The sequence below is a fragment of the Pseudomonas sp. NY15364 genome, from assembly GCF_048068235.1.
GTDB classification, from domain to species: Bacteria; Pseudomonadota; Gammaproteobacteria; order Pseudomonadales; family Pseudomonadaceae; genus Aquipseudomonas; species Aquipseudomonas mendocina_D.
In genome coordinates, this window is sequence record NZ_JBLUPX010000001.1 from 221,398 (window position 1) to 246,526 (window position 25,129).

General features: G+C 63.5%; 23 protein-coding genes and 3 pseudogenes. 16 read left to right on the top strand and 10 right to left on the bottom strand.

What is annotated here, in order from left to right; translation table 11 throughout:
* Positions 1-235: 235 nt before the first annotated feature.
* The gene (gene rsd, locus ACNFCJ_RS01070; protein ID WP_416769279.1) at positions 236-709 is read left to right on the top strand and encodes a sigma D regulator; all 474 of its coding nucleotides are present in this window, start codon (positions 236-238) and stop codon (positions 707-709) included.
* Positions 710-882: 173 nt separating this feature from the next.
* Here the strand turns inward: rsd and ACNFCJ_RS01075 are convergent, their stop codons facing one another.
* A complete protein-coding gene (locus tag ACNFCJ_RS01075; protein ID WP_416769281.1) occupies positions 883-1,530 on the bottom strand; it encodes an FKBP-type peptidyl-prolyl cis-trans isomerase in 648 nt (215 codons plus the stop codon).
* Between the two features lie 195 nt (positions 1,531-1,725).
* Between ACNFCJ_RS01075 and ACNFCJ_RS01080 the strand changes: the two genes are divergently transcribed.
* Positions 1,726-2,613, top strand: coding sequence for an AlgP family protein (locus tag ACNFCJ_RS01080; protein WP_416769282.1), 888 nt, complete (start codon positions 1,726-1,728; stop codon positions 2,611-2,613).
* On the opposite strand, the gene ACNFCJ_RS01085 is transcribed toward ACNFCJ_RS01080, so the two are convergent.
* Complete coding sequence (locus ACNFCJ_RS01085) at positions 2,610-3,053, bottom strand: TIGR02444 family protein (protein WP_125880818.1); 444 nt, start codon at positions 3,051-3,053, stop codon at positions 2,610-2,612. The two genes, ACNFCJ_RS01080 and ACNFCJ_RS01085, sit on opposite strands and share 4 nt — an antisense overlap.
* A 38-nt stretch (positions 3,054-3,091) precedes the next feature.
* Between ACNFCJ_RS01085 and ACNFCJ_RS01090 the strand changes: the two genes are divergently transcribed.
* From ACNFCJ_RS01090 to ACNFCJ_RS01115, 6 genes are all read left to right on the top strand, one after another.
* Complete coding sequence (locus tag ACNFCJ_RS01090; protein ID WP_416769284.1) at positions 3,092-5,005, top strand: ATP-binding cassette domain-containing protein; 1,914 nt, start codon at positions 3,092-3,094, stop codon at positions 5,003-5,005.
* Positions 5,005-5,544 carry a mechanosensitive ion channel family protein gene (locus ACNFCJ_RS01095; protein WP_099524658.1) on the top strand — a complete coding sequence of 180 codons (540 nt, stop codon included), beginning with the start codon at positions 5,005-5,007 and terminating at the stop codon, positions 5,542-5,544. The genes ACNFCJ_RS01090 and ACNFCJ_RS01095 overlap by 1 nt, the downstream gene beginning before the upstream one ends.
* 76 nt (positions 5,545-5,620) lie before the next feature.
* On the top strand, positions 5,621-6,253 hold the full coding sequence (locus ACNFCJ_RS01100; RefSeq protein WP_099524656.1) for a LysE family transporter: 633 nt from the start codon (positions 5,621-5,623) through the stop codon (positions 6,251-6,253).
* A 247-nt stretch (positions 6,254-6,500) separates the two neighbouring features.
* Positions 6,501-8,390: an FTR1 family protein gene (locus tag ACNFCJ_RS01105; protein ID WP_416769287.1), complete on the top strand. Its 1,890-nt coding sequence runs from the start codon at positions 6,501-6,503 to the stop codon at positions 8,388-8,390.
* Positions 8,391-8,515: 125 nt separating this feature from the next.
* Positions 8,516-8,851 carry an enhanced serine sensitivity protein SseB C-terminal domain-containing protein gene (locus ACNFCJ_RS01110; protein WP_143507650.1) on the top strand — a complete coding sequence of 112 codons (336 nt, stop codon included), beginning with the start codon at positions 8,516-8,518 and terminating at the stop codon, positions 8,849-8,851.
* Positions 8,852-8,903: 52 nt separating this feature from the next.
* Positions 8,904-9,353, top strand: a complete 450-nt coding sequence (locus ACNFCJ_RS01115) for a YaiI/YqxD family protein (protein WP_099524651.1) — start codon at positions 8,904-8,906, stop codon at positions 9,351-9,353.
* Positions 9,354-9,470: 117 nt separating this feature from the next.
* Here ACNFCJ_RS01115 and ACNFCJ_RS01120 read toward each other — a convergent pair whose 3' ends face one another.
* Together ACNFCJ_RS01120 and elbB are read right to left on the bottom strand one after the other, a co-directional pair.
* A complete protein-coding gene (locus ACNFCJ_RS01120) occupies positions 9,471-9,938 on the bottom strand; it encodes a thioesterase family protein (RefSeq protein ID WP_143507649.1) in 468 nt (155 codons plus the stop codon).
* Positions 9,939-10,180: 242 nt separating this feature from the next.
* Entirely contained in the window at positions 10,181-10,840 is a 660-nt protein-coding gene (gene elbB, locus ACNFCJ_RS01125; RefSeq protein WP_416769289.1) for an isoprenoid biosynthesis glyoxalase ElbB, read from the bottom strand.
* A gap of 175 nt (positions 10,841-11,015) precedes the next feature.
* Here elbB and ACNFCJ_RS01130 point away from each other — a divergent pair, with 175 nt between their 5' ends.
* Positions 11,016-12,260 (top strand): sterol desaturase family protein, encoded by a 1,245-nt coding sequence (locus ACNFCJ_RS01130; protein ID WP_416769291.1) that lies wholly within the window; start codon positions 11,016-11,018, stop codon positions 12,258-12,260.
* On the opposite strand, the gene ACNFCJ_RS01135 is transcribed toward ACNFCJ_RS01130, so the two are convergent.
* Positions 12,228-12,782: a DedA family protein gene (locus ACNFCJ_RS01135; protein WP_212629236.1), complete on the bottom strand. Its 555-nt coding sequence runs from the start codon at positions 12,780-12,782 to the stop codon at positions 12,228-12,230. The two genes, ACNFCJ_RS01130 and ACNFCJ_RS01135, sit on opposite strands and share 33 nt — an antisense overlap.
* A 193-nt stretch (positions 12,783-12,975) precedes the next feature.
* On the opposite strand from ACNFCJ_RS01135, the gene hemB reads away from it, so the two are divergent.
* Positions 12,976-13,989: a porphobilinogen synthase gene (gene hemB, locus ACNFCJ_RS01140; RefSeq protein ID WP_343352029.1), complete on the top strand. Its 1,014-nt coding sequence runs from the start codon at positions 12,976-12,978 to the stop codon at positions 13,987-13,989.
* A 19-nt stretch (positions 13,990-14,008) separates the two neighbouring features.
* Positions 14,009-16,192, top strand: a complete 2,184-nt coding sequence (ppk1, locus tag ACNFCJ_RS01145) for a polyphosphate kinase 1 (protein WP_179575199.1) — start codon at positions 14,009-14,011, stop codon at positions 16,190-16,192.
* 340 nt (positions 16,193-16,532) lie between these two features.
* On the opposite strand, the gene ACNFCJ_RS01150 is transcribed toward ppk1, so the two are convergent.
* Positions 16,533-17,501, bottom strand: a complete 969-nt coding sequence (locus ACNFCJ_RS01150; RefSeq protein ID WP_179575200.1) for a helix-turn-helix transcriptional regulator — start codon at positions 17,499-17,501, stop codon at positions 16,533-16,535.
* 161 nt (positions 17,502-17,662) lie between these two features.
* On the opposite strand from ACNFCJ_RS01150, the gene ACNFCJ_RS01155 reads away from it, so the two are divergent.
* The 3 genes from ACNFCJ_RS01155 (at position 17,663) to ACNFCJ_RS01165 (ending at position 21,137) form a co-directional block, all read left to right on the top strand.
* A complete protein-coding gene (locus ACNFCJ_RS01155; protein ID WP_416769295.1) occupies positions 17,663-19,873 on the top strand; it encodes a TonB-dependent siderophore receptor in 2,211 nt (736 codons plus the stop codon).
* 93 nt (positions 19,874-19,966) lie between these two features.
* The gene (locus ACNFCJ_RS01160; protein WP_179575202.1) at positions 19,967-20,266 is read left to right on the top strand and encodes a DUF2218 domain-containing protein; all 300 of its coding nucleotides are present in this window, start codon (positions 19,967-19,969) and stop codon (positions 20,264-20,266) included.
* Complete coding sequence (locus tag ACNFCJ_RS01165) at positions 20,256-21,137, top strand: alpha/beta hydrolase (protein ID WP_416769297.1); 882 nt, start codon at positions 20,256-20,258, stop codon at positions 21,135-21,137. Before ACNFCJ_RS01160 ends, ACNFCJ_RS01165 begins: the two co-directional genes overlap by 11 nt.
* A 174-nt stretch (positions 21,138-21,311) precedes the next feature.
* On the opposite strand, the gene ppx is transcribed toward ACNFCJ_RS01165, so the two are convergent.
* The 4 genes and pseudogenes from ppx to ACNFCJ_RS01185 form a co-directional block, all read right to left on the bottom strand.
* Positions 21,312-22,814, bottom strand: coding sequence for an exopolyphosphatase (ppx, locus tag ACNFCJ_RS01170; RefSeq protein WP_416769299.1), 1,503 nt, complete (start codon positions 22,812-22,814; stop codon positions 21,312-21,314).
* A 97-nt stretch (positions 22,815-22,911) separates the two neighbouring features.
* Positions 22,912-23,420: pseudogene (locus tag ACNFCJ_RS01175) on the bottom strand (ureidoglycolate lyase).
* Positions 23,417-24,148 (bottom strand): amino acid ABC transporter ATP-binding protein, encoded by a 732-nt coding sequence (locus ACNFCJ_RS01180; RefSeq protein ID WP_416769301.1) that lies wholly within the window; start codon positions 24,146-24,148, stop codon positions 23,417-23,419. The pseudogene ACNFCJ_RS01175 and the gene ACNFCJ_RS01180 overlap by 4 nt, the downstream one beginning before the upstream one ends.
* Positions 24,135-24,320, bottom strand: a pseudogene (locus ACNFCJ_RS01185) (amino acid ABC transporter permease); the annotation flags it as partial. The pseudogene ACNFCJ_RS01185 and the gene ACNFCJ_RS01180, both read right to left, overlap by 14 nt.
* Positions 24,321-24,322: 2 nt before the next feature.
* Between ACNFCJ_RS01185 and ACNFCJ_RS01190 the strand changes: the two are divergent.
* Positions 24,323-24,628, top strand: a pseudogene (locus ACNFCJ_RS01190) (FadR/GntR family transcriptional regulator); the annotation flags it as partial.
* A 171-nt stretch (positions 24,629-24,799) separates the two neighbouring features.
* On the top strand, positions 24,800-25,126 hold the full coding sequence (gene trxA / locus ACNFCJ_RS01195; RefSeq protein WP_003458627.1) for a thioredoxin TrxA: 327 nt from the start codon (positions 24,800-24,802) through the stop codon (positions 25,124-25,126).
* The last annotated feature ends 3 nt before the right edge of the window (positions 25,127-25,129 follow it).

Sequence of the window (25,129 nt, forward strand, 5' to 3'; positions counted from 1 at the left end):
AATGCGAATTGTACGAAGCCACGCGGGTCGTGGCTTCGGGATTAAACGGTCGTATGAAACTTTCTCACGGCGATGCCTTGATGGTGGGTGTCCACGAGCATAATCTGGCTCGCACGCACCGCCGGAAAAATGCCAATTTGCGGTTGCCTTCCCAAGGTCAAGCACCGATTGACAGAAAAACGTCTCGGGAGCGGACGTATAACAGGCATTATCGATAAGGGAAGCGAGGTTCATCATGCTTGAGAGTTGCCGGAACGCACAGGAACGTTGGGGTGGGGTTCACCAGTTGATCGATCGCTGGTTGGGTGAGCGCCGCGAACTTGTGCTGGCTTACACCGCCCTTACCAAGGCGCCGCAGGCGCCAGCAATCAACTGTGAGTCTCTGCAGGGTTTCTGCGAGTTGCTGGTGGATTACGTGTCTGCTGGTCACTTCGAGGTCTACGAGCAGTTGACCAACGAGGCCAAGGCCTTCAACGACCAACGTGGTCTGGAACTGGCCAAGCAGATCTACCCGCGTATCGAAGCCATTACCGCGGTCGCGCTGGCGTTCAACGACCACTGCGACAATGGCGACTGTCGCGACAGTACATCGCTGGTGGCGGAGCTCAATCATCTGGGGCAGTTACTGCACGAGCGCTTCGAACTGGAAGACTGCCTGATCGAAGTACTGCACAACTCTCATCAGGAACAGGCCGTCGAAGCGCTCTGAGCCCGTGTTGGCAATGGTCCGGAGCACTCCGGGCCGTGAGGCTGACGCCAGTCAGTTAAGCGTCGACGCACAAGTTTGTTGCGGCGGCGTCCCGCCGCGCATCAGGGCCGCGCGCAATCGAAAGCTTCGCCCCGGGGCGGGGTTCCTACGTAAGGCTGCTTGTCGAAAGGCCATCAGTCGGCTACGTCGAGCAGGCGTAGATCGAACACCAGTGGCGCATAGGGTGGTATCAGGTCACCCGCCCCTTCTTCTCCGTACGCCTGATCCGCTGGAATTACCAGGCGCCAATGAGCGCCTTTCGGCATTTGCAGCAAAGCGCTGCGCCAGCCGGCGATCAGGCTGTCCAGGCGAAACCACTGCGGCGTGCTGCTCTCATCGAAGACGCTGCCGTCGGCCAGTTCGCCGCGGTAAATCACCTGCACTCGGCTGCGAGCGGTGGGCGTCGGGCCGCTGCCAGGGCTGAGCTCCGTCACCAGCACGCCATTGGCCAGCGTCCGCACGTTCGGGCGGCGCCCTTGCTCGGCGAGAAAGCGCTGCTCGGTTTCGATGGCTTTGGTGTGGCGCTGTGGCGAGGCTTCGATACGCGCTTCGTGTTCATCCAGCAGCTGCTCGATTCGACCTGCGTCGAGTCGCAAGGGCTTGCCCTCGTAGGCCTGGCGCAAGCCTTCGAGCAGCTCGCTCAGTGGCAGGTCAGGCACCTCTTCGTGCAGGCGCTCGCCAAGGCGTACGCCCAAGCTGTAGGCCAGATCCTGCTGGTGCTGGTCGGCCTGCACGCCCAGGCTGCAGCAGATAGCGAGGGCGGCGATTACGGCGCGGCTCATGACGGTGTCTCCCGATCAAGATACTTGGCAGGCTGTTGAGGTTTTGCTGCGCCGTAGCGTGCTCTGCAACAGCTAAAAGGTCTCGCCGATTATGCCAGCGCACTTCGGCATCTGCTCGGCTCGCCAAAAGGCCTATGGCGAGCCCTCGCGGCTGCGTCTAGTATGGGCGCGTTCACATCCGCCAGGAGGCGCGCCATGTCGGCCAAGAAGAAGTCCATCACTACCCCGTTGCACCTGCTGCATCAACTGTCTGCCAGCTTGCTCGAGCACCTGGAAAATGCCTGCTCGCAAGCGCTGATCGACGCAGAGAAACTGCTCGCCAAGCTGGAGAAGCAGCGCGGCAAGGCGCAGGAAAAACTGCACAAGGCTCGCAGCAAGCTGCAGGACGCAGCTGTTGCCGGCAAGGCCAAGGCGCAAGCCAAGGCCAAGGACGCAGTCGCCGAGTTGGAGGAGTTGCTCGACGCACTCAAGGCCAGCCAGAGCGAAACCCGCACCTATATCGCCCAGCTCAAGCGTGATGCTCAGGAAAGCCTGAAGCTGGCCCAGGGCGTAGGCAAAGTGAAGGAAGCTGCCGGCAAGGCGTTGGATGTGCGTGAGGCCAAGGCCGCTGCTCCGGCCGCCAAGCCGAGCGCGGCGAAAAAGCCTGCTGCAGCGAAAGCACCCGTGAAGAAGGCCCCGGCCAAACCGGTTGCTGCCAAACCGGCGAGTAAAGCCGTCGCCAAGCCAGTAGCGAAACCGGCAGCAGCCAGCAAGCCTGCGGCCAGCAAGGCCGTTGCGGCAAAACCCGCTGCACCGAAAGCTGCCGCCAAGCCCGCTGCCGCAAAAGCACCGGCCAAGCCCGCAGCAGCCAGTAAACCTGCTGCAAAGCCGGCTGCCAAGGCCACGCCTGCAAAACCCGCGAGCAAACCGGTCAGCAAGCCGGCTGCGGTGAAGAAACCAGTCGCTGCCAAGGCGCCGGCGAAGAAGGCTCCGGCCAAGCCAGCAGTTGCCAAGCCAGTCGCCGCGCCGGTTGCTCCGGCAGCCCCTGCTGCTCCTGCGACCACCAATGGAGCCACCGCCCCGGTTACTCCGAGCGCTTCCTAAGGATGATCAACGGCGCCGCGTAGCACCTGCAGCGCGGCGCTGTTCCCTCCGGCCAGGCTAGTCAACCAATCGTTTTCGCCTGCCTCGTTTGGCCAGTTCTCGGCCAGCGCCTGCAAACGATCGAGCAATACCCGCTCGGCCTGCAGTTCCAGTTTTTTGACCTGCTCACGCAAGACTGCCAGTTCCGCATCCTGGCTTGCGTTTGCGCGCCAGTCCTGGCGTACATGACGCAAAGGCGCGATCACCTTGCGTTGCCAGGGGGCAGCCGCTTGCTGCAGTGCTTGCAGGCGCTCATCCAGGCAGCGCACACCGCGCCGCTGTAACCAGGCACCGGTCAGCAGCAGGCAAACGTCACTACCTGTGTCCTGCAACTCCAGGCAGGCCTGTTCCACGCCTGCTCTGGCGTAGAGTTCGAGGGCGAAATTCCACAGATCCTGCACGCGGCCTCCGGGGCGATTTGGTAGACTCCGCCGCCATTATGATCCGACTCCAGAACCTCACTCTACAGCGTGGCCCGCAGCGTCTTCTTGAAGGCGCCGAGCTGACCCTGCACGCCGGCCACAAGGCCGGTCTGATCGGTGCCAATGGCGCCGGCAAATCCAGCCTGTTCGCCCTGTTGCGCGGTGAGCTGACACCTGATGCCGGCGATTGCCTGCTGCCCGGTGATTGGCGTATCGCCCATATGCGCCAGGAGGTCGACACCCTCGATCGGCTGGCGGTGGATTACGTGCTCGACGGCGATCACAACCTGCGCCGCGTGCAGGCCGAACTGGCCGCTGCCGAGCAGAGTCATGATGGCGCCGCCATCGCCCGCCTGCACAGTGAGCTGGACAGCGCCGATGGCTATACCGCCGATGCCCGCGCACGCAAATTGCTGGCCGGCCTGGGCTTTGAGAACGCGCAGATGGATCGCCGCGTCGGTGACTTCTCCGGTGGCTGGCGCATGCGTCTGAACCTGGCCCAGGCTCTGATGTGTCCGTCCGACCTGCTGTTGCTCGACGAGCCGACCAACCACCTGGATCTGGACGCCATTCTCTGGCTGGAGGGCTGGCTGCAAAGCTATCCAGGTACTCTGCTGCTGATTTCCCACGACCGCGACTTTCTCGACGCGGTGGTCGACCACGTCGCCCATGTCGAACAGCGCAAGCTGAACCTGTACCGCGGCGGCTACACGGCTTTCGAGCGTACCCGCGCCGAACGCCTGGCCCAGCAACAGCAGGCCTACGAGAAGCAGCAGGCGCAGCGCGCGCACATGGAAAAGTACATCGCCCGCTTCAAGGCCCAGGCCACCAAAGCTCGCCAGGCGCAGAGCCGGATCAAGGCCCTGGAGCGCATGGAAGAGCTGAGCGCGGCGCATGTCGACTCACCCTTCGACTTCGTCTTTCGCGAGGCTGACAAGATTTCCACGCCGCTGCTCAGTCTCAGCGAAGGTCGCCTCGGCTACGGCGACAAGACCGTGCTGCAGCAGGTCAAGCTGAGCCTGGTGCCCGGCGCGCGCATTGGCCTGCTCGGCCCCAACGGCGCGGGCAAGTCGACGCTGATCAAGAACCTGTCGGCCGAACTGCAGCCGCTGAGCGGCAGCCTGAGCCGCGGTGAGAATCTGGTGATCGGCTATTTCGCCCAGCACCAGCTCGATTCGCTGGACGACAAAGCCAGCCCGTTGCTGCATTTGCAGCGTTTGGCGCCGAGCGAACGCGAGCAGACCCTGCGCGACTTCCTTGGCGGCTTCGACTTCCGTGGGCCGCGTTGCGATGAGCCGGTGGTTAACTTCTCCGGTGGCGAGAAGGCCCGCCTGGCGCTGGCGTTGATTGCCTGGGAAAAGCCCAATCTGCTGCTGCTCGACGAGCCGACCAACCACCTCGACCTGGAAATGCGCTTGGCCCTGACCATGGCCCTGCAGGAATTCGCCGGCGCCGTGGTGGTGGTATCGCACGATCGCCATCTCCTCAAGAGCACCACTGACGAGTTCCTGCTGGTCGCTGAAGGCCGCGTGGTGCCATTCGACGGAGATCTGGACGACTATGCGCGCTGGCTGGTCGATTACCGTCAGCGTCAGGCGCCAGCGAGTGCGCCGACCGAGGGTGGCGCGGACAAGACCGACAAGCGCGCCCAGCGCCAGGCTGCTGCGGCGTTGCGCCAGCAACTGGCACCGCACAAGAAGCAGGCGGAAAAGCTCGAACAGGAGCTGGGCAAGGTGCAGGAAAAGCTCGCCGCCGTCGAAACCCAGCTGGGCGACAGCGGTCTGTACGAGGCCGCGCGCAAGGATGAGCTGCGCCAGCGCCTGGCCGAACAGGCACAGCTCAAGACCCGCGAGGCCGAGCTTGAGGAAGCCTGGCTGCTGGCGCTGGAAACCCTGGAGGCGTTGCAGCAGCAACTGGAGGAAGCCGAGTGATGGAACAGTTAGATTTGCTGATGGCCTGGCGCGACCCGCTGATTCGCACCGGCCAGGTACTGCTGATCATCCTGCTGGCGTGGGTTGCCCAACGCATTCTGACCCGTGCCATCAGCCGCCTCGGCGCGCGTTACAGCCTGTTGCCGCCAGAAGTGCTGCAGCCGCTGCGGGGGCTGGTGCGCTGGCTGATCATGGGCAGCGCGCTGCTCATGGTGCTGGAGCGCCTGGGGGTTTCGGCCACCGTGCTGTGGACGGCGCTGACCGGTTTCACTGCTGTCGCTGCGGTGGCGTTCTTCGCCATCTGGAGCGTGCTGTCGAACATGTTCTGTGCGCTGCTGATCTTCACCATGGGGCCGTTCCGTATCGGCGACACGGTCGAGGTGATCGATAGCGCTGACAAGCCGGGTGTGAAGGGCCGGGTCATCGCCATCAACCTGTTCTACACCACCCTGCAGGACCTCACTGAGGATGCCTCCGGCGCTGTGTTGCAGGTACCCAACAGCCTGTTCTTCCAGAGGTCGGTGCGCCGCTGGCGCTGACCGACTGGTCGAGGCGCTGGAGCAGGAGTAGGCTGTGCTGCTCTTCCCCTGAATTCAGCTTCTCGAGGTACGCATCATGGCATTGGAAACCTGGCTCGCTTTCTTCGTCGCCTGCTGGGTGATCAGCCTGTCGCCGGGTGCCGGTGCCGTGGCCTCGATGTCGGCCGGTATGCAGTATGGCTTCTGGCGCGGCTACTGGAACGCGCTTGGCTTGCAGCTCGGCCTGGCGCTGCAGATCGCCATCGTCGCCGCTGGCGTGGGCGCCATTCTGGCCGCCTCGGCCCTGGCCTTCAGCCTGATCAAATGGTTCGGCGTGGCCTATCTGGTGTTCCTCGCTTACAAGCAGTGGGTCGCGCTGCCTAGCGATCTGGATGCCGGTGCGGCCGAGCGGCCTATTGGCCGGCCACTGACCCTGGTGTTGCGCGGTTTTCTGGTCAACTTCAGCAACCCCAAGGCCATCGTCTTCATGCTTGCGGTACTACCGCAGTTCATCAACCCGCATGCGCCGCTGCTGGCGCAGTATCTGGTGATGGGCGTGACCATGATCATCGTGGATCTGATCGTTATGGCCGGCTACACCGGCCTCGCTTCGCGCGTCCTGCGGCTGCTGCGCACACCGCGTCAGCAGCGGGTGATGAACCGCAGTTTCGCCGCACTGTTCGCGGCTGCGGCTGGCCTGTTGGCGACGGTCAAGCGCGCGGCAGTCTGATCCTCGTTCGTATCGCTCAACGCTGGCCGAGCGTTTGCCAGGGATGTTCTGAAAAAGCCATTCATCGCCACTCCCGCGGAGGCGGGAGCCCAGTTGATTCGCCGATTCTGGGTGCTCGCCTGCGCGGGCAGGACGGGTTTTCAGGTTCCGCTCGGCTGATTGTTACCAGATATTTCAGATTGTTCTTGTGCTTGGTCGTTAGGCAGGCAACAATTTAATGCCACCCATTCTCGTTTGGGATGCATTAATGATCCGCTTTCGTTTCTCCCTTTCCTGGCTGATGCTGCCGTTGCTGGCCAGCCTCAGCTTTCTCGCCGTTGCCGAGCCCCTCGATGGCGCCGCGCAGGCGCTGCATCTGATTGGCTATATCGGTGCTGATTACCCGGCCACCGTTGCCGGTGGCCAGATCGTCGATGCCGGTGAATACCAGGAGCAACTGGAGTTTCTCGACGTTTTGCAGGGCCTGGTCGTGGCCTTGCCGGCTCAAGCTGGCCGTGCCGAGTTGGAGCAGGGCGTGCGCGATCTGCACCAGGCGATTGTCCAGCGCCAACTGGGCGATGAGGTCGCAGGCGCCGCGCGCAAGCTGGGTGCACGCCTGGCCGAGCTCTATCAGGTGGCGCAGACCCCTGTGCTGACGCCTGACCCGGAACGCGGCGCGCCGCTCTACGCGCAGCATTGCTCGGTGTGCCATGGCGACACCGGCCTGGGCGATGGGCCTGCCGGCATCGGTCTGGAGCCGGCGCCGGCCAATCTGCGTGACGCCGCGCGTCTGGATCGCCTGAGCCTGTATGACCTCTACAGCACGCTCGGCCTGGGCATTGAAGGCACCGATATGCCGGCTTTCGCCGATCAGCTCGACGAACGCCAACGTTGGGACCTGGCCGCCTACATCGCCGGCTTCAGCGCCGCGCCGGCACAGGGCCAGACGCGCTTCGCCATGAGCGAGTTGGCCGGTCGCACGCCTGCCGAGATTGCGGCTGCTGGCGGCGATATCGCCGCGTTCCGCGCCCAGCGCGCGCATCCGGTGCTGGAGCAGCGCGGCCCGCAACAATTGATCGGCTACACCCGCTCGACCTTGGAGCGCAGTCTGCAGGCCTACCGCGAGGGTGATCGTGAGCAGGCCTATGACCTCTCCGTTGGCGCCTACCTGGAAGGCTTCGAACTGGTCGAAGGTGCTCTCGACAACCTCGATGCAGTGCAGCGCAAGACCACAGAGCGCGCCTTGATGGCCTATCGACAAGCGCTCCAGGATGGCGCTGGCGTCGCGCAGGCGGCACAGGCGCTGGAACAGGCCAAGGTGGAGCTGGACAAGTCTGCGGCGCTGCTGGCCGATGGCGCAATGGATGACAGCCTGAGCTTCTTCGCCAGCCTGTTGATTCTGCTGCGCGAGGGGCTCGAGGCGATTCTGGTGCTGGCGGCGATCCTCGCCTTTCTGCGCAATACCGGGCAGCAGCAGGCGGTACGCAGCGTGCACATCGGCTGGGGTCTGGCATTGCTGGCAGGTGTCGCGACCTGGGCGGTGGCGGCCTACCTGATCGACATAAGCGGTGCTCAGCGTGAGCTGCTGGAAGGCGCCACGGCGCTGTTCGCCAGCGTGGTGCTGCTGTGGGTTGGCGTGTGGATGCATGATCGTCGCCATGCTGCGGCCTGGCAGGATTACATCAAGAGCAGCCTGGTCGGTGGCGGTGGTCGTTTCGGCTTCGCCATGCTGGCGTTCTTCTCGGTCTATCGCGAGCTGTTCGAAGTGATTCTGTTCTACGAAACCCTCTGGCTACAGGCCGGCCCTGCCGGGCACGGTGCGGTGCTGGCCGGCGCCGGTGCGGCGTTGGTGCTGCTGATCGGCCTGGCCTGGGTGATCCTGCGTGGTTCGCGCAAACTGCCGCTGGCGACCTTCTTCGGCGTCAACGCGGTGCTGCTGTGCGTGCTGTCCGTGGTCTTCGCCGGCCATGGTGTGGCCGCGTTGCAGGAGGCCGGTGTGCTCGGCACTCGTCCGGTGGCCTTCTTCGAGTTCGACTGGTTGGGCATTCATGCCGATGCCTGGAGCCTGTCGGCGCAGGGCCTGGCGCTGGCCGGTATCGCGCTGCTGTACGGGCGCAGCCTGCTGGGTGAACGGCGCCGCGCAGCAGCTCAGGCCTGAGCCACTGGAAAGGCGTGAACGAGGGCGACTTTGCTCGCCCTCGTTGCGCGATAGCGTGAACCGCTGCCACGACAGCGGGTCCCAGTGTACCTAGGCTGGCTCCAATTTCTCTGCCGAGTGCGCGCATGTCTTCCTCGATCCACTCCACTCACTACGCCGACAGTCCTGATCTGGCGTTGGCTGCTCTGCGTCATCCTCCCCTGGAGCAGGCCCTGTCTGCGGCCTGTGCCCAGCTAGCTGTGCGCGAAGCTTTTCTCGCTGCGTTGCGCGATCCGGCCATCGGCCCGCAGCCGCGCTTGCTGCTGGCGATTTCCGGTGCAGATGTGTGCGGTCAGCGGCGCCTGGCTGCGCTGGTAGCCGAGCTGCTGCCCGATGAAGTGGAACTGGACCTTATCGAGCTGGCCGACGACAACCTGTCGCGCGCCGTGCGTGAGCGCTGCGAGCCTTTCTACAACGCCTGATCGAGTCGTCAGCTGGCATACTGCGCGCTGATTGTTCTGCGGAAGTTGCTGCATGCGCGTATGGATCGACGCCGACGCTTGCCCCCGGGCAGCGCGGGACCAAGTGGTCAAGTTCGCCCTCAAACGAGGCTTCGAAGTGGTGCTGGTGGCCGGTCAGGCCGTCGCCCGGCCGAATTTCGCCTGCGTGAAACTGATCGTGGTGCCCAGCGGGCCGGACGCCGCCGATGATCATTTGGTGGAGCACGCCGTGCCCGGCGAGCTGGTGATCTGCAGCGACGTGCCACTGGCCGACCGTCTGGTGAAGAAGGGTGTGGCTGCGCTCGACCCGCGTGGTCGCGAGTTCGACGAACGCAACATGGGCGAGCGCCTGGCGGTGCGCAATCTGTTCACCGACCTGCGTGAGCAGGGGCAGGTGGGCGGTGGTCAGGCGCCGTATTCGGAAAAGGATCGGCAGGCATTCGCCAACTCGCTGGATCGGATTCTCACACGGCTGAGTCGCTAGCTGCTCCGGATTTCTGCTATGGGAGGCGCGTAGGGCGTACTCGCGAAGCAGTACGCCGGTGATGAGCGAGCTGGGCGCCAGCCGCGGCTGAAGCCCCTCCCACAATGTGCGTTGCCACTACCCACACAGATAGGTGCCAGTGCCCACTGCCACCAGCACGCCCTCGTCGTTGTGCAGCTCCATACGAATCACCGCCACCTTGTTACCGGCGCGCAAGGGCATGGCCGTGGCAGTGAAGCGCTGGCCGCGTCCGGGGCGCAGGTAGTCGATGCGCAGATCGATGGTGCCGAGCTTGGACAGTTTGCTCATGCGCTCGGCTGCCGGCAGGTGCTGGTGGTTGGCGAATGCGCCGATCAGCGCCATGGCGCCGCCACAGACGTCGAGCAGCGAGGAAATCACGCCGCCGTGCAGGATGCCGTGGACGAAGTTGCCGATCAGTTCGGGCTTCATCGGCAGGTGCATGGTCACCCGCTCGGGGCTCAGCTCGTCGAGTTCGATACCGAGCATCTGATTGAAGGGGATGCGCTGAAAGAAACTGGCCACCGCCTGTTGCAGGTCGGGGCTGAGGACGAAGGGCTGGGACATGGCAGGGGCTCCGGGAAATCCTGTTGCCACGCTGCAGTACCGCGCAAGGCTTGGCCAGAGGCAATGCAGGAGTGCCCTGAGTATTGGCCGGATCGGCCTGACTCCTGTGGGAGGGTTCGGGCGCGTTCCGCTTCAGCTTCAGTCCACCAATGGCAATTAAGGTGGGCTAAAACGGAACGCCGCCCACCCCATGGGGCCTTGGCGTCAATTCAGGCGCAACGCCACATGCCGACGCCTGAAAATCAGTGGTGCGCCAGTTCCAGTACGCGGTCGACCATCTTGTTGATGCCCGATGCCGCCTCGGCGATGGACTGCGCGAGCATATAGGCCGGCGTGGTCACCAGCTTGCGTTGCTCATCCTCGATGATGTCGCTGACCTCGCACTCATGGTGCTCGGCGCCCATCTGGGTCAGGGTGGTGGCGGTGTCGTGATCGGTGCCGATGGTGCACACCACGCCGGCCCCGAAGATTTTCGCCGCCAGTGCCGGCGCTATGCACATCAGGCCGACCGGCTTGCCGGCATCGACGAAGGCCCTGCATGCGGCCAGTACGTCCGGCTGCACGGTGCAGCCGGCACCGTTGGTGGCGAAGTCGGAAAGGTTCTTCGCCACGCCGAAGCCGCCAGGCAGGATCAGCGCGTCGAACTCGGCCACATGCAGCTCTTTCACGTCCTTGATCTTGCCGCGGGCAATGCGCGCCGATTCCACCAGGACGTTGCGCGTCTCGTCCATCTCGTCGCCGCTATAGTGATCGACCACGTGCAGCTGCGGCACGTTGGGGGCGAAACACTGGACCTGGGCGCCACGCTGGTCGAGGCGCAACAGGGTGATCACGCTTTCATGGATCTCGGCGCCATCGTAGACGCCACAGCCGGACAGAATCACTGCCACTTTCTTGCTCATGCTCGACTCCTGGTGAGGAAAGACGCGACCGTGAAGCGGGCGCGGGTGTTACCGATTCCTGGGTTGTCGCCAAATGCCACTCGGGCTGTCATTTGCCGCCGCGAAGCCTGGCGAAGCTGCGCATAGGATGAATAACAGCTCATTCCCGACACAAGTACAACGATACGGCGCAGTCATGAATTACGTTCTCTACGCAGTGCCCTTCTTCTTTTTGCTGATCGCTCTGGAACTGCTCGCAGACCGCTGGCGCGGCATGTGTACCTATCGCCTGGCCGATGCGCTCAACAGCCTCAGTGCTGGCGTGCTGTCGCAGGCCACCGGGATTCTCACCAAGGTGGTCGGCCTGCTCACCTATACCTTCGCCTGGGAGCATCTGGCGTTGGTCGAGTTGTCTGCAAGCAGCCTCTGGGTGTGGATCTTCGCCTTCGTCTTCTACGATTTCTGCTACTACTGGAACCACCGCCTGGGCCACGAGCGCAATGTGCTCTGGGCCGCTCATGCCGTGCACCATCAAAGCGAGGACTACAACCTCTCCACTGCGTTACGGCAAACCAGCACCGGTTTCATCTTCGGCTGGATCTTCTACCTGCCGATGGCCGTGGTTGGTGTGCCGCCGCTGGTCTTTCTCACTGTCGCAGCCCTGAACCTGCTCTATCAGTTCTGGGTGCATACTCGCCACATTCCCAAGCTGGGCTGGTTCGAGTGGTTGTTCATCACGCCATCCAACCACCGGGTTCACCATGCGCAGAATCCTATCTACATGGATCGCAATTACGGCGGTGTGTTCATTGTCTGGGACCGAATTTTCGGCACATTCCAGGAGGAGCTCGACGAGGAACCGGTGATCTTCGGCGTAACCGTACCTCTGGCCAGCTGGAACCCCCTGTGGGCCAACCTGCAGGTCTACGCCGGGCTGTGGCGCGACGCCAGGCGCGCCAGCTCCTGGTGGGACCGCCTGCGTATCTGGTTCATGCCAACGGGGTGGCGCCCGGCCGACGTGGCGGCGCGCTATCCGCAAGCCAAGGCGGACCTGAGCAACTTCCGCAAGTTCGATGTGCCGCTGGCGCGTGGCGCGCAGGTTTACGCGTTGCTGCAGTTCGTCTGTTACCTGCTAGCCGGCGTATGGCTGCTGGCGCAGGGCGATGCGCTTTCGATCAGTGCGGTGCTGCTGGCCTGCCTGTGGATGGCGCTGGGCCTGTGCAGTATCGGCATGTGGCTGGAAAACCGCAGCAATGCCAGGCAGATGGAGTACCTGCGCCTGGCGAGCAACCTGCCGGCATTCTGGCTGGCCGGTGAACTGGGCATGCTGACGTTGGATGTCGGTGCCTGGACCTGGCTTGTCGCTTACAGCCTGGCCAGCCTGCTGGGCATCTGGCTGGCTCGCGGTTCAGCCACGCCGGCGCTGACGCCACCGGTTTAGCCAGGCGAGCGCCAGTAGCAGTACCACCGCGGCGAGCAGGATGACCTGATAGTTGCGCAGCTCTTCCAGCAGACCGCCCATGGCGTTGCCCAGACTGTAGGCCAGCAGGCTGATGCCGCCGGCCCAGACGCCAGCGCCGATGGCATCGAGCAGCAGATAACGGCGCCAGGAATAGCCGGACAGGCCGATGGTCAGCGGCATCACCGTGCGCAAACCATAGAGGAAGCGGAAACACAGGACCCACAGGTCCGGATAACGCCTGATCAGCGCGCTGGCGCGTTCGCCCAGCGGTTGCCAGCGTGGTTTGCGTGCCAGCAGCGCGCGGCCATGGCGACGGCCGAGGTAGTACCACAGCTGATCGCTGGCGAAGGTGCCGAGGAAGGCGCACAGCGCCACCCATTCGATCTCCAACACGTTGCGCACGGCCATGTAGGCCGCCAGCAGCAAGGACACCTCACCCTCGAGGAAGGTGCCCAGTACCAATGCCGGATAACCGAACTGGCGGATCAGATCTTGGAGCATGCCGTGCGCTCGATGTGGGGGTGCTGAAGACTACTCTGACCGCGAGGAACCCGGAAGGTGGCGCGTCATGCCACAATGCGCGACTGGCTGTGCGACTCGCCGTCGCACGCGGTCATTTGACCGTCATCATTTGGTCATAATGGTCGCTTATAACCGTCACACTGGCCCGCCCGAGCGGGCTTTGGAGTCTGCCGTGAGCGTTACCCCCGCCAATCGTCTGTTCCCCGCCACCCGTCTGCGTCGCAATCGCCGCGACGATTTTTCCCGTCGCCTGGTGCGCGAGAATCGCCTGAGCGTCGATGATCTGATTCTGCCGGTGTTCGTCCTCGACGGCGAAAACCGCCGTGAAGCCGTGCCGTCGATGCCGGGCGTCGAGCGCCTGTCCATTGATCTGCTGCTCAAGGAAGCCGAGCATTGGGTCGAGCTGGGCATTCCGGCGCTGGCACTGTTCCCGGTCACGCCGCTGGAGAAGAAGTCCCTGGATGGGGCGGAAGCCTGGAACCCGGACGGTATCGCCCAGCGCGCGATCCGCGCCCTGCGTGAAAAATTCCCCGAGCTTGGGGTGATCAGTGACGTGGCCCTCGACCCCTTCACCACTCACGGCCAGGACGGCATTCTCGACGACTCCGGCTACGTGCAGAACGACATCACCGTCGATGCGCTGGTCAAGCAGGCGCTGTCGCATGCCGAGGCTGGTGCCCAGGTGGTGGCGCCGTCGGACATGATGGATGGCCGCGTGCAGGCGATCCGCGAGGCACTGGAGCTGGCCGATCACGTCAATGTGCGCATCATGGCCTACTCGGCCAAGTACGCCAGCGCCTACTACGGTCCGTTCCGCGATGCGGTGGGCTCGGCCGCCAACCTCGGCAAGGGCAACAAGCTCGGTTACCAGATGGACCCGGCCAACAGTAACGAGGCGCTGCACGAAGTGGCCGCCGACCTGGCCGAAGGTGCCGACATGGTCATGGTCAAGCCTGGTATGCCCTATCTGGACATCCTCTGGCGTGTGAAGGATGCCTACAAGGTGCCGACCTTCGTCTATCAGGTCAGTGGTGAGTATGCCATGCACATGGCGGCGATCCAGAACGGCTGGCTCAGCGAGGCCGTGATACTGGAATCGCTCACCGCCTTCAAACGTGCCGGTGCCGATGGCATCCTCACCTATTTCGCCGTACGGGCGGCAGAACTGCTAAAACAAGAGCGATGACGCTCTCAGGAACCCAGCGATGAACAGCGAAGGACTCAACAGCGAAGTGCTCGACAACAACCCGCCTCAGGCCGAGGTGGTCGCCGAGACGCCAGTGGTGGAAACCCCGCCGCCGGCGCCGATTCCCAGCCTGGATGACAGCAGCCTGTACATCCACCGTGAACTGTCGCAACTGCAGTTCAATATCCGGGTGCTGGAGCAGGCGCTGGATGAGTCCTATCCGCTGCTCGAACGTCTGAAGTTCCTGCTGATTTTCTCCAGCAACCTCGACGAATTCTTCGAGATCCGCGTCGCCGGCCTGAAGAAGCAGATCAATTTCGCCCGTGAACAGGCCGGTGCCGACGGCCTGCAGCCGCACCAGGCGCTGGCGCGCATCAGCGAACTGGTGCACGAGCAGGTCGAGCGACAGTACGCCATTCTCAACGACACGCTGTTCCCGGCGCTGGCCAAGCACAACATCAACTTCATCCGCCGGCGGTTCTGGACCACCAAGCTCAAGGCCTGGGTACGCCGCTACTTCCGCGACGAGATCGCGCCGATCATCACGCCCATCGGCCTCGACCCGACGCACCCCTTCCCGCTGCTGGTGAACAAGAGCCTGAACTTCATCGTCGAACTTGAGGGCGTCGATGCCTTCGGTCGCGACTCCGGTCTGGCCATCATCCCGGCGCCACGCCTGCTGCCCCGTATCATCAAGGTGCCGGAAGACGTCGGCGGCCCCGGCGACAACTACGTGTTCCTGTCGTCGATGATCCACGCCCACGCCGATGACCTGTTCCAGGGCATGAAGGTCAAGGGCTGCTACCAGTTCCGCCTGACCCGTAACGCCGACCTGTCGGTGGATACCGAGGACGTCGAAGACCTGGCCCGCGCCCTGCGCGGCGAGCTGTTTAGCCGTCGCTATGGCGATGCGGTGCGCCTGGAGGTGGTCGACACCTGCCCGAAACACCTACGCGATCACCTGCTCAAGCAATTCGGCCTGACCGAGAGCGAGTTGTACCAGGTCAACGGCCCGGTCAACCTGACCCGGCTGTTCAGCATCACCGGCCTGGATAACCACCCGGAGCTGCAGTACGCGCCGTTCACTCCGGTGATCCCCAAGCTGCTGCAGAACGCCGAGAACATCTTCAGCGTGGTCAGTAAGCAGGACATCCTCCTGCTGCACCCCTTCGAGTCCTTCACCCCGGTGGTCGACCTGTTGCGCCAGGCGGCGAAAGACCCGCATGTGCTGGCGATCAAGCAGACCCTGTATCGCTCCGGTGCCAACTCGGAGATCGTCGACGCGCTGGTGGAAGCCGCGCGTAACGGCAAGGAAGTCACCGCGGTGATCGAGCTGCGTGCGCGCTTCGACGAAGAGTCCAACCTGGCCCTGGCCAGCCGTCTGCAGGCTGCCGGTGCGGTGGTGATTTATGGCGTGGTCGGCTTCAAGACTCACGCCAAGATGATGCTCATCCTGCGCCGCGAGAACGGCGAGATCGTCCGCTATGCACACTTGGGCACCGGCAACTACCACGCCGGCAACGCCAAGCTGTACACCGACTACAGCCTGCTCACCGCCGACGTAGCTCTGGGCGAGGACGTGTCGAAGCTGTTCAGCCAGCTGATTGGCATGGGCAAGACCCTGCGCATGAAGAAACTGCTGCACGCGCCCTTCACCCTGAAGAAGACCCTGCTCGACCTGATCGCCAAGGAAACCGCAGCTGCAGCCGAAGGCAAGCCGGCGCATATCATCGCCAAGTTCAACTCGCTGACCGACCCCAAGGTGATCCGCGCGCTGTACAAGGCCAGCCAGACCGGGGTGAAGATTGACCTGGTGGTGCGCGGCATGTGCTGCCTGCGCCCGGGTATCGCCGGGGTGTCGCACAACATCCAGGTGCGCTCGATCATCGGGCGCTTCCTCGAGCATACGCGGGTGTTCTACTTCCTCAATGGCGGTGACGAGAAGATCTACCTGTCCAGCGCCGACTGGATGGAGCGCAACCTCGACAAGCGCGTTGAGACCTGCTTTCCGGTAGAGGGCAAGAAGCTGATCATGCGCGTGAAGAAGGAACTGGAAAGCTACCTGACCGACAACACCCAGGCCTGGGTGCTGCAGCCGGACGGCCGCTACCTGCGTCAGCAGCCCACCGGCAACCAGAACCCGCGTAGCGCACAGTCCGGTCTGCTGGAAAAGCTCACGGCCCCGGTCGTCGTCGCTCGTTAAAAGCGGCTGCTTGCAGCCCCTGATGACCCTCTCCTGCTTGCGGGAGAGGGCTTTGAGGGCCGCGGGAAGCACTGCTTCCTGCGCCGATGAGCGCCCAATCGCTAGCCCTCTCCCCCGCCCCCTCTCCCGCAAGCGGGAGAGGGGAGAAAGCAGCCCGGCCGCATGTTTCGTAGGGTGCGCTGCCCCCTACACCGATGTGCGGCCGCAGTCCCTTACCTCTACGGGCACAGGGAAAACCGGCAGCTTTGCGGTATTCTCTGCCCTCCCCCGTGAATGGCAGAGGAGCAAGACCAGAGCCTTGCCTTCCGCATTTTCCCGCCTTTCACGGGCTACGCTATCCCTACAACCGTGCCCGCACCTGCTTCGGGCTGATGCCGAACGCACGCTTGAACGCCGTGGAGAAGTTGGCGGCGCTGCTGTAGCCGGCGATCCAGGCCGCCTGGCCGACACTCACGCCCTGACGCTCCAGCGCCTCACGCGCCTGTTGCAGCTTGCGCTGGCGCTGATACTCGAACAGCGAGGTGCCCTTGGCCGCCTGGAACTGACGCTGCAGGGTGCTGGCGCAGCAGCCGACCTCGTGTGCGATATCTTCCAGTGACCAGCCATCGGCCTCGCCGCTGTGCAGCAGTTCCAGGGTGCGGCGGATGCGCTGGTGCTCGTGCGGGCGTAGATTCGGCACTGCCTGAGTCGGTTGCCGGGTCATCAGGCTCAACGCTTCGCCGGCGATCTCCAGGGCACGGCTTTCCAGGTAGAGATTTTCCAGCAGGCGATTGCCGCAGCCGGGATGCAGTACCTGTTCGGCCAGCGTCAGCAGGCGTGGCGACGGTTGCCAGCGCATTACATTGAGTGGCCGGTAATTGCCCTGCAGCAACGCCTTCAGCTGCGCCTGGCCATCGAAGCCGCTCGATTCGAACCACTCCGGCGCCAGGCTCACCGAGACCTTGCGGATGCGCTGGCCACGGCGTGCGCGACGGGCAAACAGCATCGGCTCGTTGAGCGCGATGGTCACTCCCTCGCCAGCAGTGCCGGATGTACCGAAGGTGAAGGGCCGACCGTCGTAGCTGACCTCGCTGCGCCCTTGCAGGAAGAGGATGAAATTCAGGTGAGGGCGCGCTTCGGTCTGGGTGGCGAAGTCCTGCAGCTCCTGGCAGTCCGAGCAGTGCAGCGACAGGCCGCTGCGCAGCCTGCGCCAGCTCAGGTGACCCTGGAACAGACGGTCACGCGTGCGCTCGCCGTCCACCAGGCGAATGCGTTCATCGGCCAGGTTGGCCAGTTCTGCGGCGCGGACGATGGGAGCGTGGCTGGTCATCGATGACACCTCTGCATGCCTCTGGCGCAAAGAACAAATCCCCGCGCACAAACCTCTTGTTACAAACAGGGTGGCAGACTACGCCTCGCTATTTATTGATGCAAATCATTCGCATTGAATATTGTGCCGGCGCATCATGCCGTGCACATCGGGGAGGGGGCATGTACCTGCAAACGCGTCATCATTCACTCAAACCCTTGGTCATCGCCATGCTGCTGGTTGTGCCGGCATTGGCAGCGGCTTCCGAGGAGCCGCTGCAACTGCAGGCCACCGAGGTGCTTGGCACCGCTCAGGAGGAGCTCAAGCAGGCGCTTGGCGTATCGGTGATCACCGCCGAGGACATCCAGAAAGCGCCACCGGCGAACGACATCGCCGAGATCATTCGCAAGCAGCCGGGCGTCAACTTGACCGGCAACAGCGGTTCGGGCGCGCGTGGCAACAACCGCCAGATCGATATCCGCGGCATGGGCCCGGAGAACACCCTGATCCTGATCGATGGTAAGCCGGTGAGTTCACGCAATGCCGTGCGCTATGGCTGGCGCGGTGACCGCGACACCCGCGGCGATACCAACTGGGTGCCGGCCGAGCAGATCGAGCGCATCGAAGTGCTGCGCGGCCCGGCCGCTGCGCGCTATGGCAGCGGCGCTGCCGGTGGCGTGGTCAACATCATCACCAAGCAGGCCGGACTGGAACATCACGGCAACCTCAGCCTGTACGCCAACATGCCGCAGCACAGCGAGGAAGGCGCCACCCGGCGTTTCAACTTCGGCCTCAGCGGCCCGCTGGCGGAGAACATTTCCTATCGCGTCTACGGCAACCTGAACAAGACCGACTCGGACGACGCGGACATCAACGAAGGCCGCGCCGTCAGCACCAGCAACGCCGCGCTGGCGGGCCGCGAAGGCGTGCGCAACCGCGATGTCGACGGCACTCTGAGCTGGCGCCTGGACGAATCGCAGACCCTCGACCTGCAGGCCGGCTTCAGTCGCCAGGGCAACATCTACACCGGCGACAGTATGAACAACCTGAGCAGCAACGCAGGGATCAACAGCGCGCGCGCCGATTGGATTGGCCGTGAAACCAATCGCATGCTGCGCAACACCTACGCCATCACCCATCACGGCGACTGGGACTTCGGTAGCACGCTGAACTACCTGCAATACGAGCGCACGCGCAACAACCGCCTCAAGGAAGGCCTGGCCGGCGGTCCTGAAGGTGCTATCAATGGTAACGAGTTCGGCACCATCGAACTGCAAAGTATGACCGCGCACAGTGAAGTCAGCCTGCCGCTGACAGCCCTGTTCGAGCAGGTGCTGACCCTTGGCGCCGAGTGGAACGAGCAACGCATGGAGGATGGTGTGTCCGATCTCGCCGCGATCCAGAGCATCGGCTATCCGACTCGTTTCGCCGGTAACATCGCCATGCGCACCGCATCGCTGTTCGTCGAGGACAATATCGAACTGCGCCCGGGCACCATGCTTACGCCAGGGCTGCGCTACGACCACAACAGCATCAGCGGCAGCAACTGGAGCCCATCGCTCAACCTGTCGCATCGCCTGGACGATAATTTCACCCTCAAGGCCGGTATCGCCCGCGCCTACAAAGTACCCAATCTGTATCAGAGCAACCCGTCCTATGCGCTCTACAGTAACGGCATCGGTTGCTGGGATTTCGTCGCCGGAGGCCCCGGCTGCTTCCTGGTGGGCAACGAGAATCTTGAGGCGGAAACCAGCGTCAACAAGGAGCTTGGTCTGGAGTTCGAGTCTGGTGAATATCAGGCCAGCCTGACTTGGTTCCGCAACGATTACCGCGACAAGGTCGAGGCCGGCCGCGTTCCGGTCGGTACGGTGGACTTCACGCAGGGCAGCGCTACCCGAGTGGCCAACGTGTTCCAGTGGAGCAACATTCCGCGTGCGGTGGTCGAGGGCTTCGAAGGCAACCTGAAGATGCCGCTGGCAAGCAGCCTGAGCTGGAACACCAACTTCACTTGGATGCTGCAATCGAAGAACAAGGAGACCGGCGAGCCGCTGTCGATCATCCCCGAGTTCACCGTCAACTCGACGCTGGACTGGCAGGTCAGCGACCCGCTGTCGTTGCAGACCACAGTGACCTGGTATGGCCGGCAGACGCCGGGCAAGTACGACTATCAGGGCAACGTGCTGACGGGCTACGCGCGCCGCGAAATTTCGCCCTACGCCCTGGTCGGCATCGGTGGCAGCTATGCCATCGACAAGAACTGGAGCGTCGGTGCCGGCATCAGCAACCTGTTCGACAAGCGCCTGTACCGCGAGGGCAATAGCCGCGAGGCCGGCGCCTACACCTACAACGAACCGGGGCGCACCTTTTACGCCAGCATCAGCACCAGCTTCTGAGCGGACGAGGGAGTGGTTCAAGCCACTCCCTCGCCCTTGCGACAACCACGACAGAAGCGGGCCCACCCGCCACCACCTGATGAGCCTTACTGCATGATTCGATTTCAAGGTACCGCGACCACCGCTTCGGCCTCGCTGTACATGACCAAGCTGTGCAAGCACTTTCGCCACAAGATCGCCGTGGAGTTCGACGAGCGCAGTGCCGATGCGCAATTTCCCTTTGGCCGCTGTCTGATGCACGCCGAAACCGATGCGCTGCATTTCGACTGTCAGGCCGACGATGCCGAGGCCGCCGCGCGCATCCGTTTCGTCCTCGACGATCATCTGGTGCGTTTCGCCCGCAAGGAGGGCCTGGCGGTCATCTGGAGCGAAGAGGCCAGCGATGAGAGCTAGCGTTGCCCTGTTCGTCCTGGCGCTGTGCGCGTCGCTTGGTGTAGCCGCCGAAAGCTGGCAGCCGGCGACGCTGGTGCAGGCCGAGATGCGCGAGCTGCATTCGCGGCACACCGGGCGCAGCTATCGACTGTATCTGTCGAAACCACAAGGTGAGGCGCCACCGCAGGGTTACCCGGTGGTCTATGTGCTCGATGCCGAGCTGTTCTTCCCGCTGCTGGCGCAGCAGGCGCTGATGTATACGCCGCACGCGGCGCGTGACGGGCGCGAGGCGGTGCTGGTGGTTGGCATCGGCTATCCGGGGGATGCGCCTTTCGACATTCCGGCGCGGGCCGAGGACTACACGCCGCCAGCGCCGAACCTCGGCGATAGCCATGCCCGCGAGGGCGGCGCCGAACGGTTTCTGGACTTTATCGAGGGTGAGGTCAAACCCTTGGTGGCGTCACGCTACAGGGTCGATACACGGCGCCAGACCCTGTTCGGCCACTCCTACGGCGGCCTGTTCACGCTCTACACCTTGCTGTCACGGCCACAGGCGTTCCAGCGCTACGTTGCTGCCAGCCCGTTGTTGTGGTGGCACCGGCGCTACGCCTTCGATCTGTTGGAGACCTTCGCCAGTCAGGAGCCGCGTCCAAACGTTCGCCTGATGCTCAGTGTCGGTGCGGCCGAGCAGCCGGCGGCCGATGTGCCGCTGCTGGAAGTGCGACAAAAACACCTGGCCGAGCGGCGCATGGTCGATAACACTCGGGAATTTCAGCAGCGCCTCGGCGTGCTGGGCGTGAATGCGCAATTGCTGCTGACGCCTGGCGAGGATCACGCCGGCAACGCCTTCGTCAGCAGCCTGCAGGTGCTGGATTTCGCGCTGCAGCGCTAGGGCGGGTGATGGCGGGTTTCACCCGTCCTACGGCACTCCCGAATCAACGCACGCTCAATGTCAGCCGGGTGGGCATTAGCCCACACTGACTGCGTTGGAGGGCTGAAACGGATCGCCGCCCGGCCCACCCTACGAGCTATCCCTCCGGTAGGGTGCGCCGCGCCCACCGCCTGATCAGCGCACGCTCAACGTCAGGTCGATGCGCTTAAGCCACTCGGCCTCGGCTTCGAAATCCGCCTGGGTCAACGGGTTAGCTGCCAGCCAGCCTTCGGGGAAGACGATTTCCAGGCTGTTGTCGCCGACTTTGAACTGCACCTCGGGCATGCTCTGCGTGCCGCGAATATGGTGAAAGAGGATGGCGAAGCGCAGCAGCACGCACAGGCGCATCAGCTTGATGCCTTCCTCGCCGAAATCGGCGAACTTGTCCTTGGGAATGTTGCGCCGGTGGCCACGCACCAGCAGGGCGAGCATCTGCTGATCCTGGCGGGAGAAACCGGCCAGGTCCGAGTGCTCGATCAGGTAGGCACCGTGCTTGTGATACTGATAGTGAGCGATATCCAGGCCCACCTCGTGCACCTTGGCGCCCCAGCTCAACAGCTCGCGGTGCCAGACATCGGTCAGCCCCCAGTCGCTGGCGACCTTGTCCAGTGCCGACAGCGCCTTGGCCTCGACCCGGGCGGCCTGGTCGGTATCGACGTGGTAGCGCTCCATGAACGCCGCCAGCGTGCGTTCGCGGACGTCTTCATGCTGATGACGGCCGAGCAGATCGTACAGCACGCCTTCACGCAGAGCACCTTCGGAGTGGCTCATGCGCTGGATGTCGCAGGCATCGAAGATGGCTTCGAGAATCGCCAGGCCGGCGGGGAAGATACCGCGGCGATCCGGCTTGATGCCGTCGAGGTCGATCTTCTCCACCTCGCCGAGTTTGAACAGCTTGCGCTTGAGCCAGGCCAGGCCCTCGACCGTCACCTCGCCATTGCCCAGGCCGGCGGCCTTGGTCGCCAGACCGATGGCCTTGATGGTGCCGGAGGCGCCGACGGCGTCTTCCCAGCCGAGACGGCGCAAGCCCTGCTCGATGCCCATCAGTTCCAGGCGCGCGGCGGTGTAGGCCTGGGCGTAGCGCGCCGGGGTGATCTTGCCGTCCTTGAAATAACGCTGGGTGAAGCTGACGCAGCCCATTTGCAAGCTCTCGCGCAGCAGTGGCTCGAAACGCTGGCCGATGATGAACTCGGTACTGCCGCCGCCAATGTCGGCGACCAAACGCTTGCCGGGTGTGTCGGCGATGCTGTGGGAGACGCCGAGGTAGATCAGGCGAGCTTCTTCGCGACCGGAAATCACCTCGACCTGGTGACCGAGAATCTCCTCGGCGCGGCGGATGAACACTGCGCGGTTGCGCGCCTCACGCAGGGCATTGGTGCCGACGATGCGTACAGCGCCTTCCGGCAGTGTGTTGGTGAATTGGGCGAAACGACGCAGGCAATCCAGGCCGCGCTGCATCGCCTCTTCGCTGAGCTGGCGCTCGTCGTCCAGGCCCGCTGCCAGCTGGACCTTGTCGCCGAGGCGCTCGAGGATGCGGATTTCATGATTGTCGGCCTTGGCCAGCACCATATGGAAGCTGTTCGAGCCCAGGTCGATGGCGGCGATCAGGGGAAAACTCTCGGCAGGGGCTTGGGGCATGATTGCGGCATCTCGTTCGATTTCCGCGCATCCTGCCACGACTGAGCGCATGAGCCAACGCATTCGGATGTCGCATGAAACTGGTCTAGACCTGTGGTTATCGCAGGTTCAGCACGCTCAGCGGCTGTTTTAGAAGCTGCTCGTCGCAGTTGTGACCCTCGCCGCCGCGGTCCACCACCAGGAAGCGTCCAGGGTGTTGCAGCCAGAGTAACGGATGATGCCAGGTACCGCGCGCGTAGTTCACGCCCTGATCCGGCCACTGATGAAGGCGCGGATCTTCGACTCGTCCAGTTCGCCAGGCGGGGCGACGACGATCATCATGTGCCCGCCATCCACCGGGTAGAACGCCTGGCTGCCCAGCGGATGGCGTTCGAGCATGGTAAGGGTGATGGGCGCGTGCCAGGCCTTGCCTTCGAACAGGTTGACCAGGGTACGTGACGCTTCACCGGCCAACTCCACCTGAACCAGGTCGTGGTAGCGGGTGGTGGTGCCGGCGTTGATCGGGAAGGCCTGCGCTCCGGCCGCTTCGATCACATCACCGAAAGGCGCGAAGGCTTCGCGGGTCAGCGGCTCGATGCGCGATGGCAGCGGGGTCGGTGCGTTCACAGGTTCACCGAACCGATGAAGTGGCGTAGCTCTTCGGTCTGCGGCGCGGCGAACAGCGCCTTGGGATCACCGATCTCGTGCACCTTGCCATGGTGCATGAACACCAGGTTGTTACCCACTTCGCGGGCGAAGCGCATCTCGTGGGTGACCATGATCAGGGTCATGCCCTCGCTGGCCAGTTGCTTGACCACTGCCAGCACCTCGTTGACCAGCTCCGGGTCGAGCGCCGAGGTGATCTCGTCGCACAGCAACACCTTGGGCGACATGGCCAGGGCGCGGGCGATCGCCACGCGCTGCTGCTGGCCGCCGGACAGGCGCTCGGGGTAGGCGTCGAACTTCTCCGCCAGGCCGACGCGTTCGAGCATTTGGCGGGCGGTTTTTTCGGCTTCGGCGCGTGAGGTTTTCTTCACCACCTGTGGCGCCAGCATGACGTTCTCGCCAACGGTCAGGTGCGGGAACAGGTTGAACTGCTGGAACACCATGCCGACCTTCTGCCGCAGGCTACGCAGATCGGCGCGGGCGGCGTCGAGGTATTCGCCGTCGACTTCGATCACGCCGTCGTTGATCGACTCCAGGCCGTTGAGGGTGCGCAGGAAGGTGCTCTTGCCCGAGCCGCTGCGGCCGATGATGGCGACTACTTCGCCTTCCTCGACCTTGAGGTCGATGCCTTTAAGCACGTGATTGTCGCCGTAGTACTTGTGCAGGGCGACGACATTAAGCAGCGACATTCAGCCTCCTTTCCAGGCGATAGGCAGCGAGTGAGAGCGGGTAGCAGAGCAGGAAGTAGCCGAGGGCGACGAAGGCGTAGACCATGAACGGCTCGAAGGTAGCGTTGGCCAGCATGCTGCCGGTCTTGGTCAGCTCGGTGAAACCGATGATCGAGGTCACCGCGGTACCCTTGCGAGCTGCGTGCGGGCGATTTCGAGCAAGCCAACCGTCTGGATTTCGAATTTCACCAGCGTATTCTCGTTGCCAGCGGCAATCAGGCAATGTGTGCCCTGGTGACGTCCAGCGCGGAGATCTTTCTGGAAAGTCAAAAGCTGCCGTTCATCCGTCCGGAGCGGGCGCAGGAAACCTGGCAGGAGCATCGCAAGATTCTCAAGTCACTGGCTCGGCATGCCGCCGGGCCGGCACAGAAGGCCATGCAGCAGCATATTCGCGCGGCTGCGCTGCGTACCGGCATCGCCTTCATCACCTTGGGTGATTGAAACTATTGAGTGGCTCAATCGCCAGTGCCTTTCGGTGTCACGCAAGCCGGGCTATGATGGCGCCACTTTTTGGTTGCCTGCCATCCTTGGCAGTAACCCTTCGGGCCGTCGCAAGCGACGTCAAAAATTCCTCCCGGCAATTTTTTGCTTCCGAATACACGGAGACTCCTCATGAGCGAATTCATCACCAACGTCAGCGACGCCAGCTTTGACCAGGACGTCATCCAGGCTGAAGGTCCGGTTCTGGTCGACTATTGGGCTGAGTGGTGCGGCCCGTGCAAGATGATTGCCCCGGTGCTCGACGAGATCGCCAAGGAATACCAGGGCAAGCTGAAGATCTGCAAACTGAACATCGACGAGAACCAGGAAACCCCGCCGAAGTACGGCGTGCGCGGTATCCCGACCCTGATGCTGTTCAAGAACGGCAACGTCGAAGCGACCAAGGTCGGCGCGCTGTCCAAGTCGCAGCTGGCTGCTTTCCTCGACAGCAACATCTGAGGC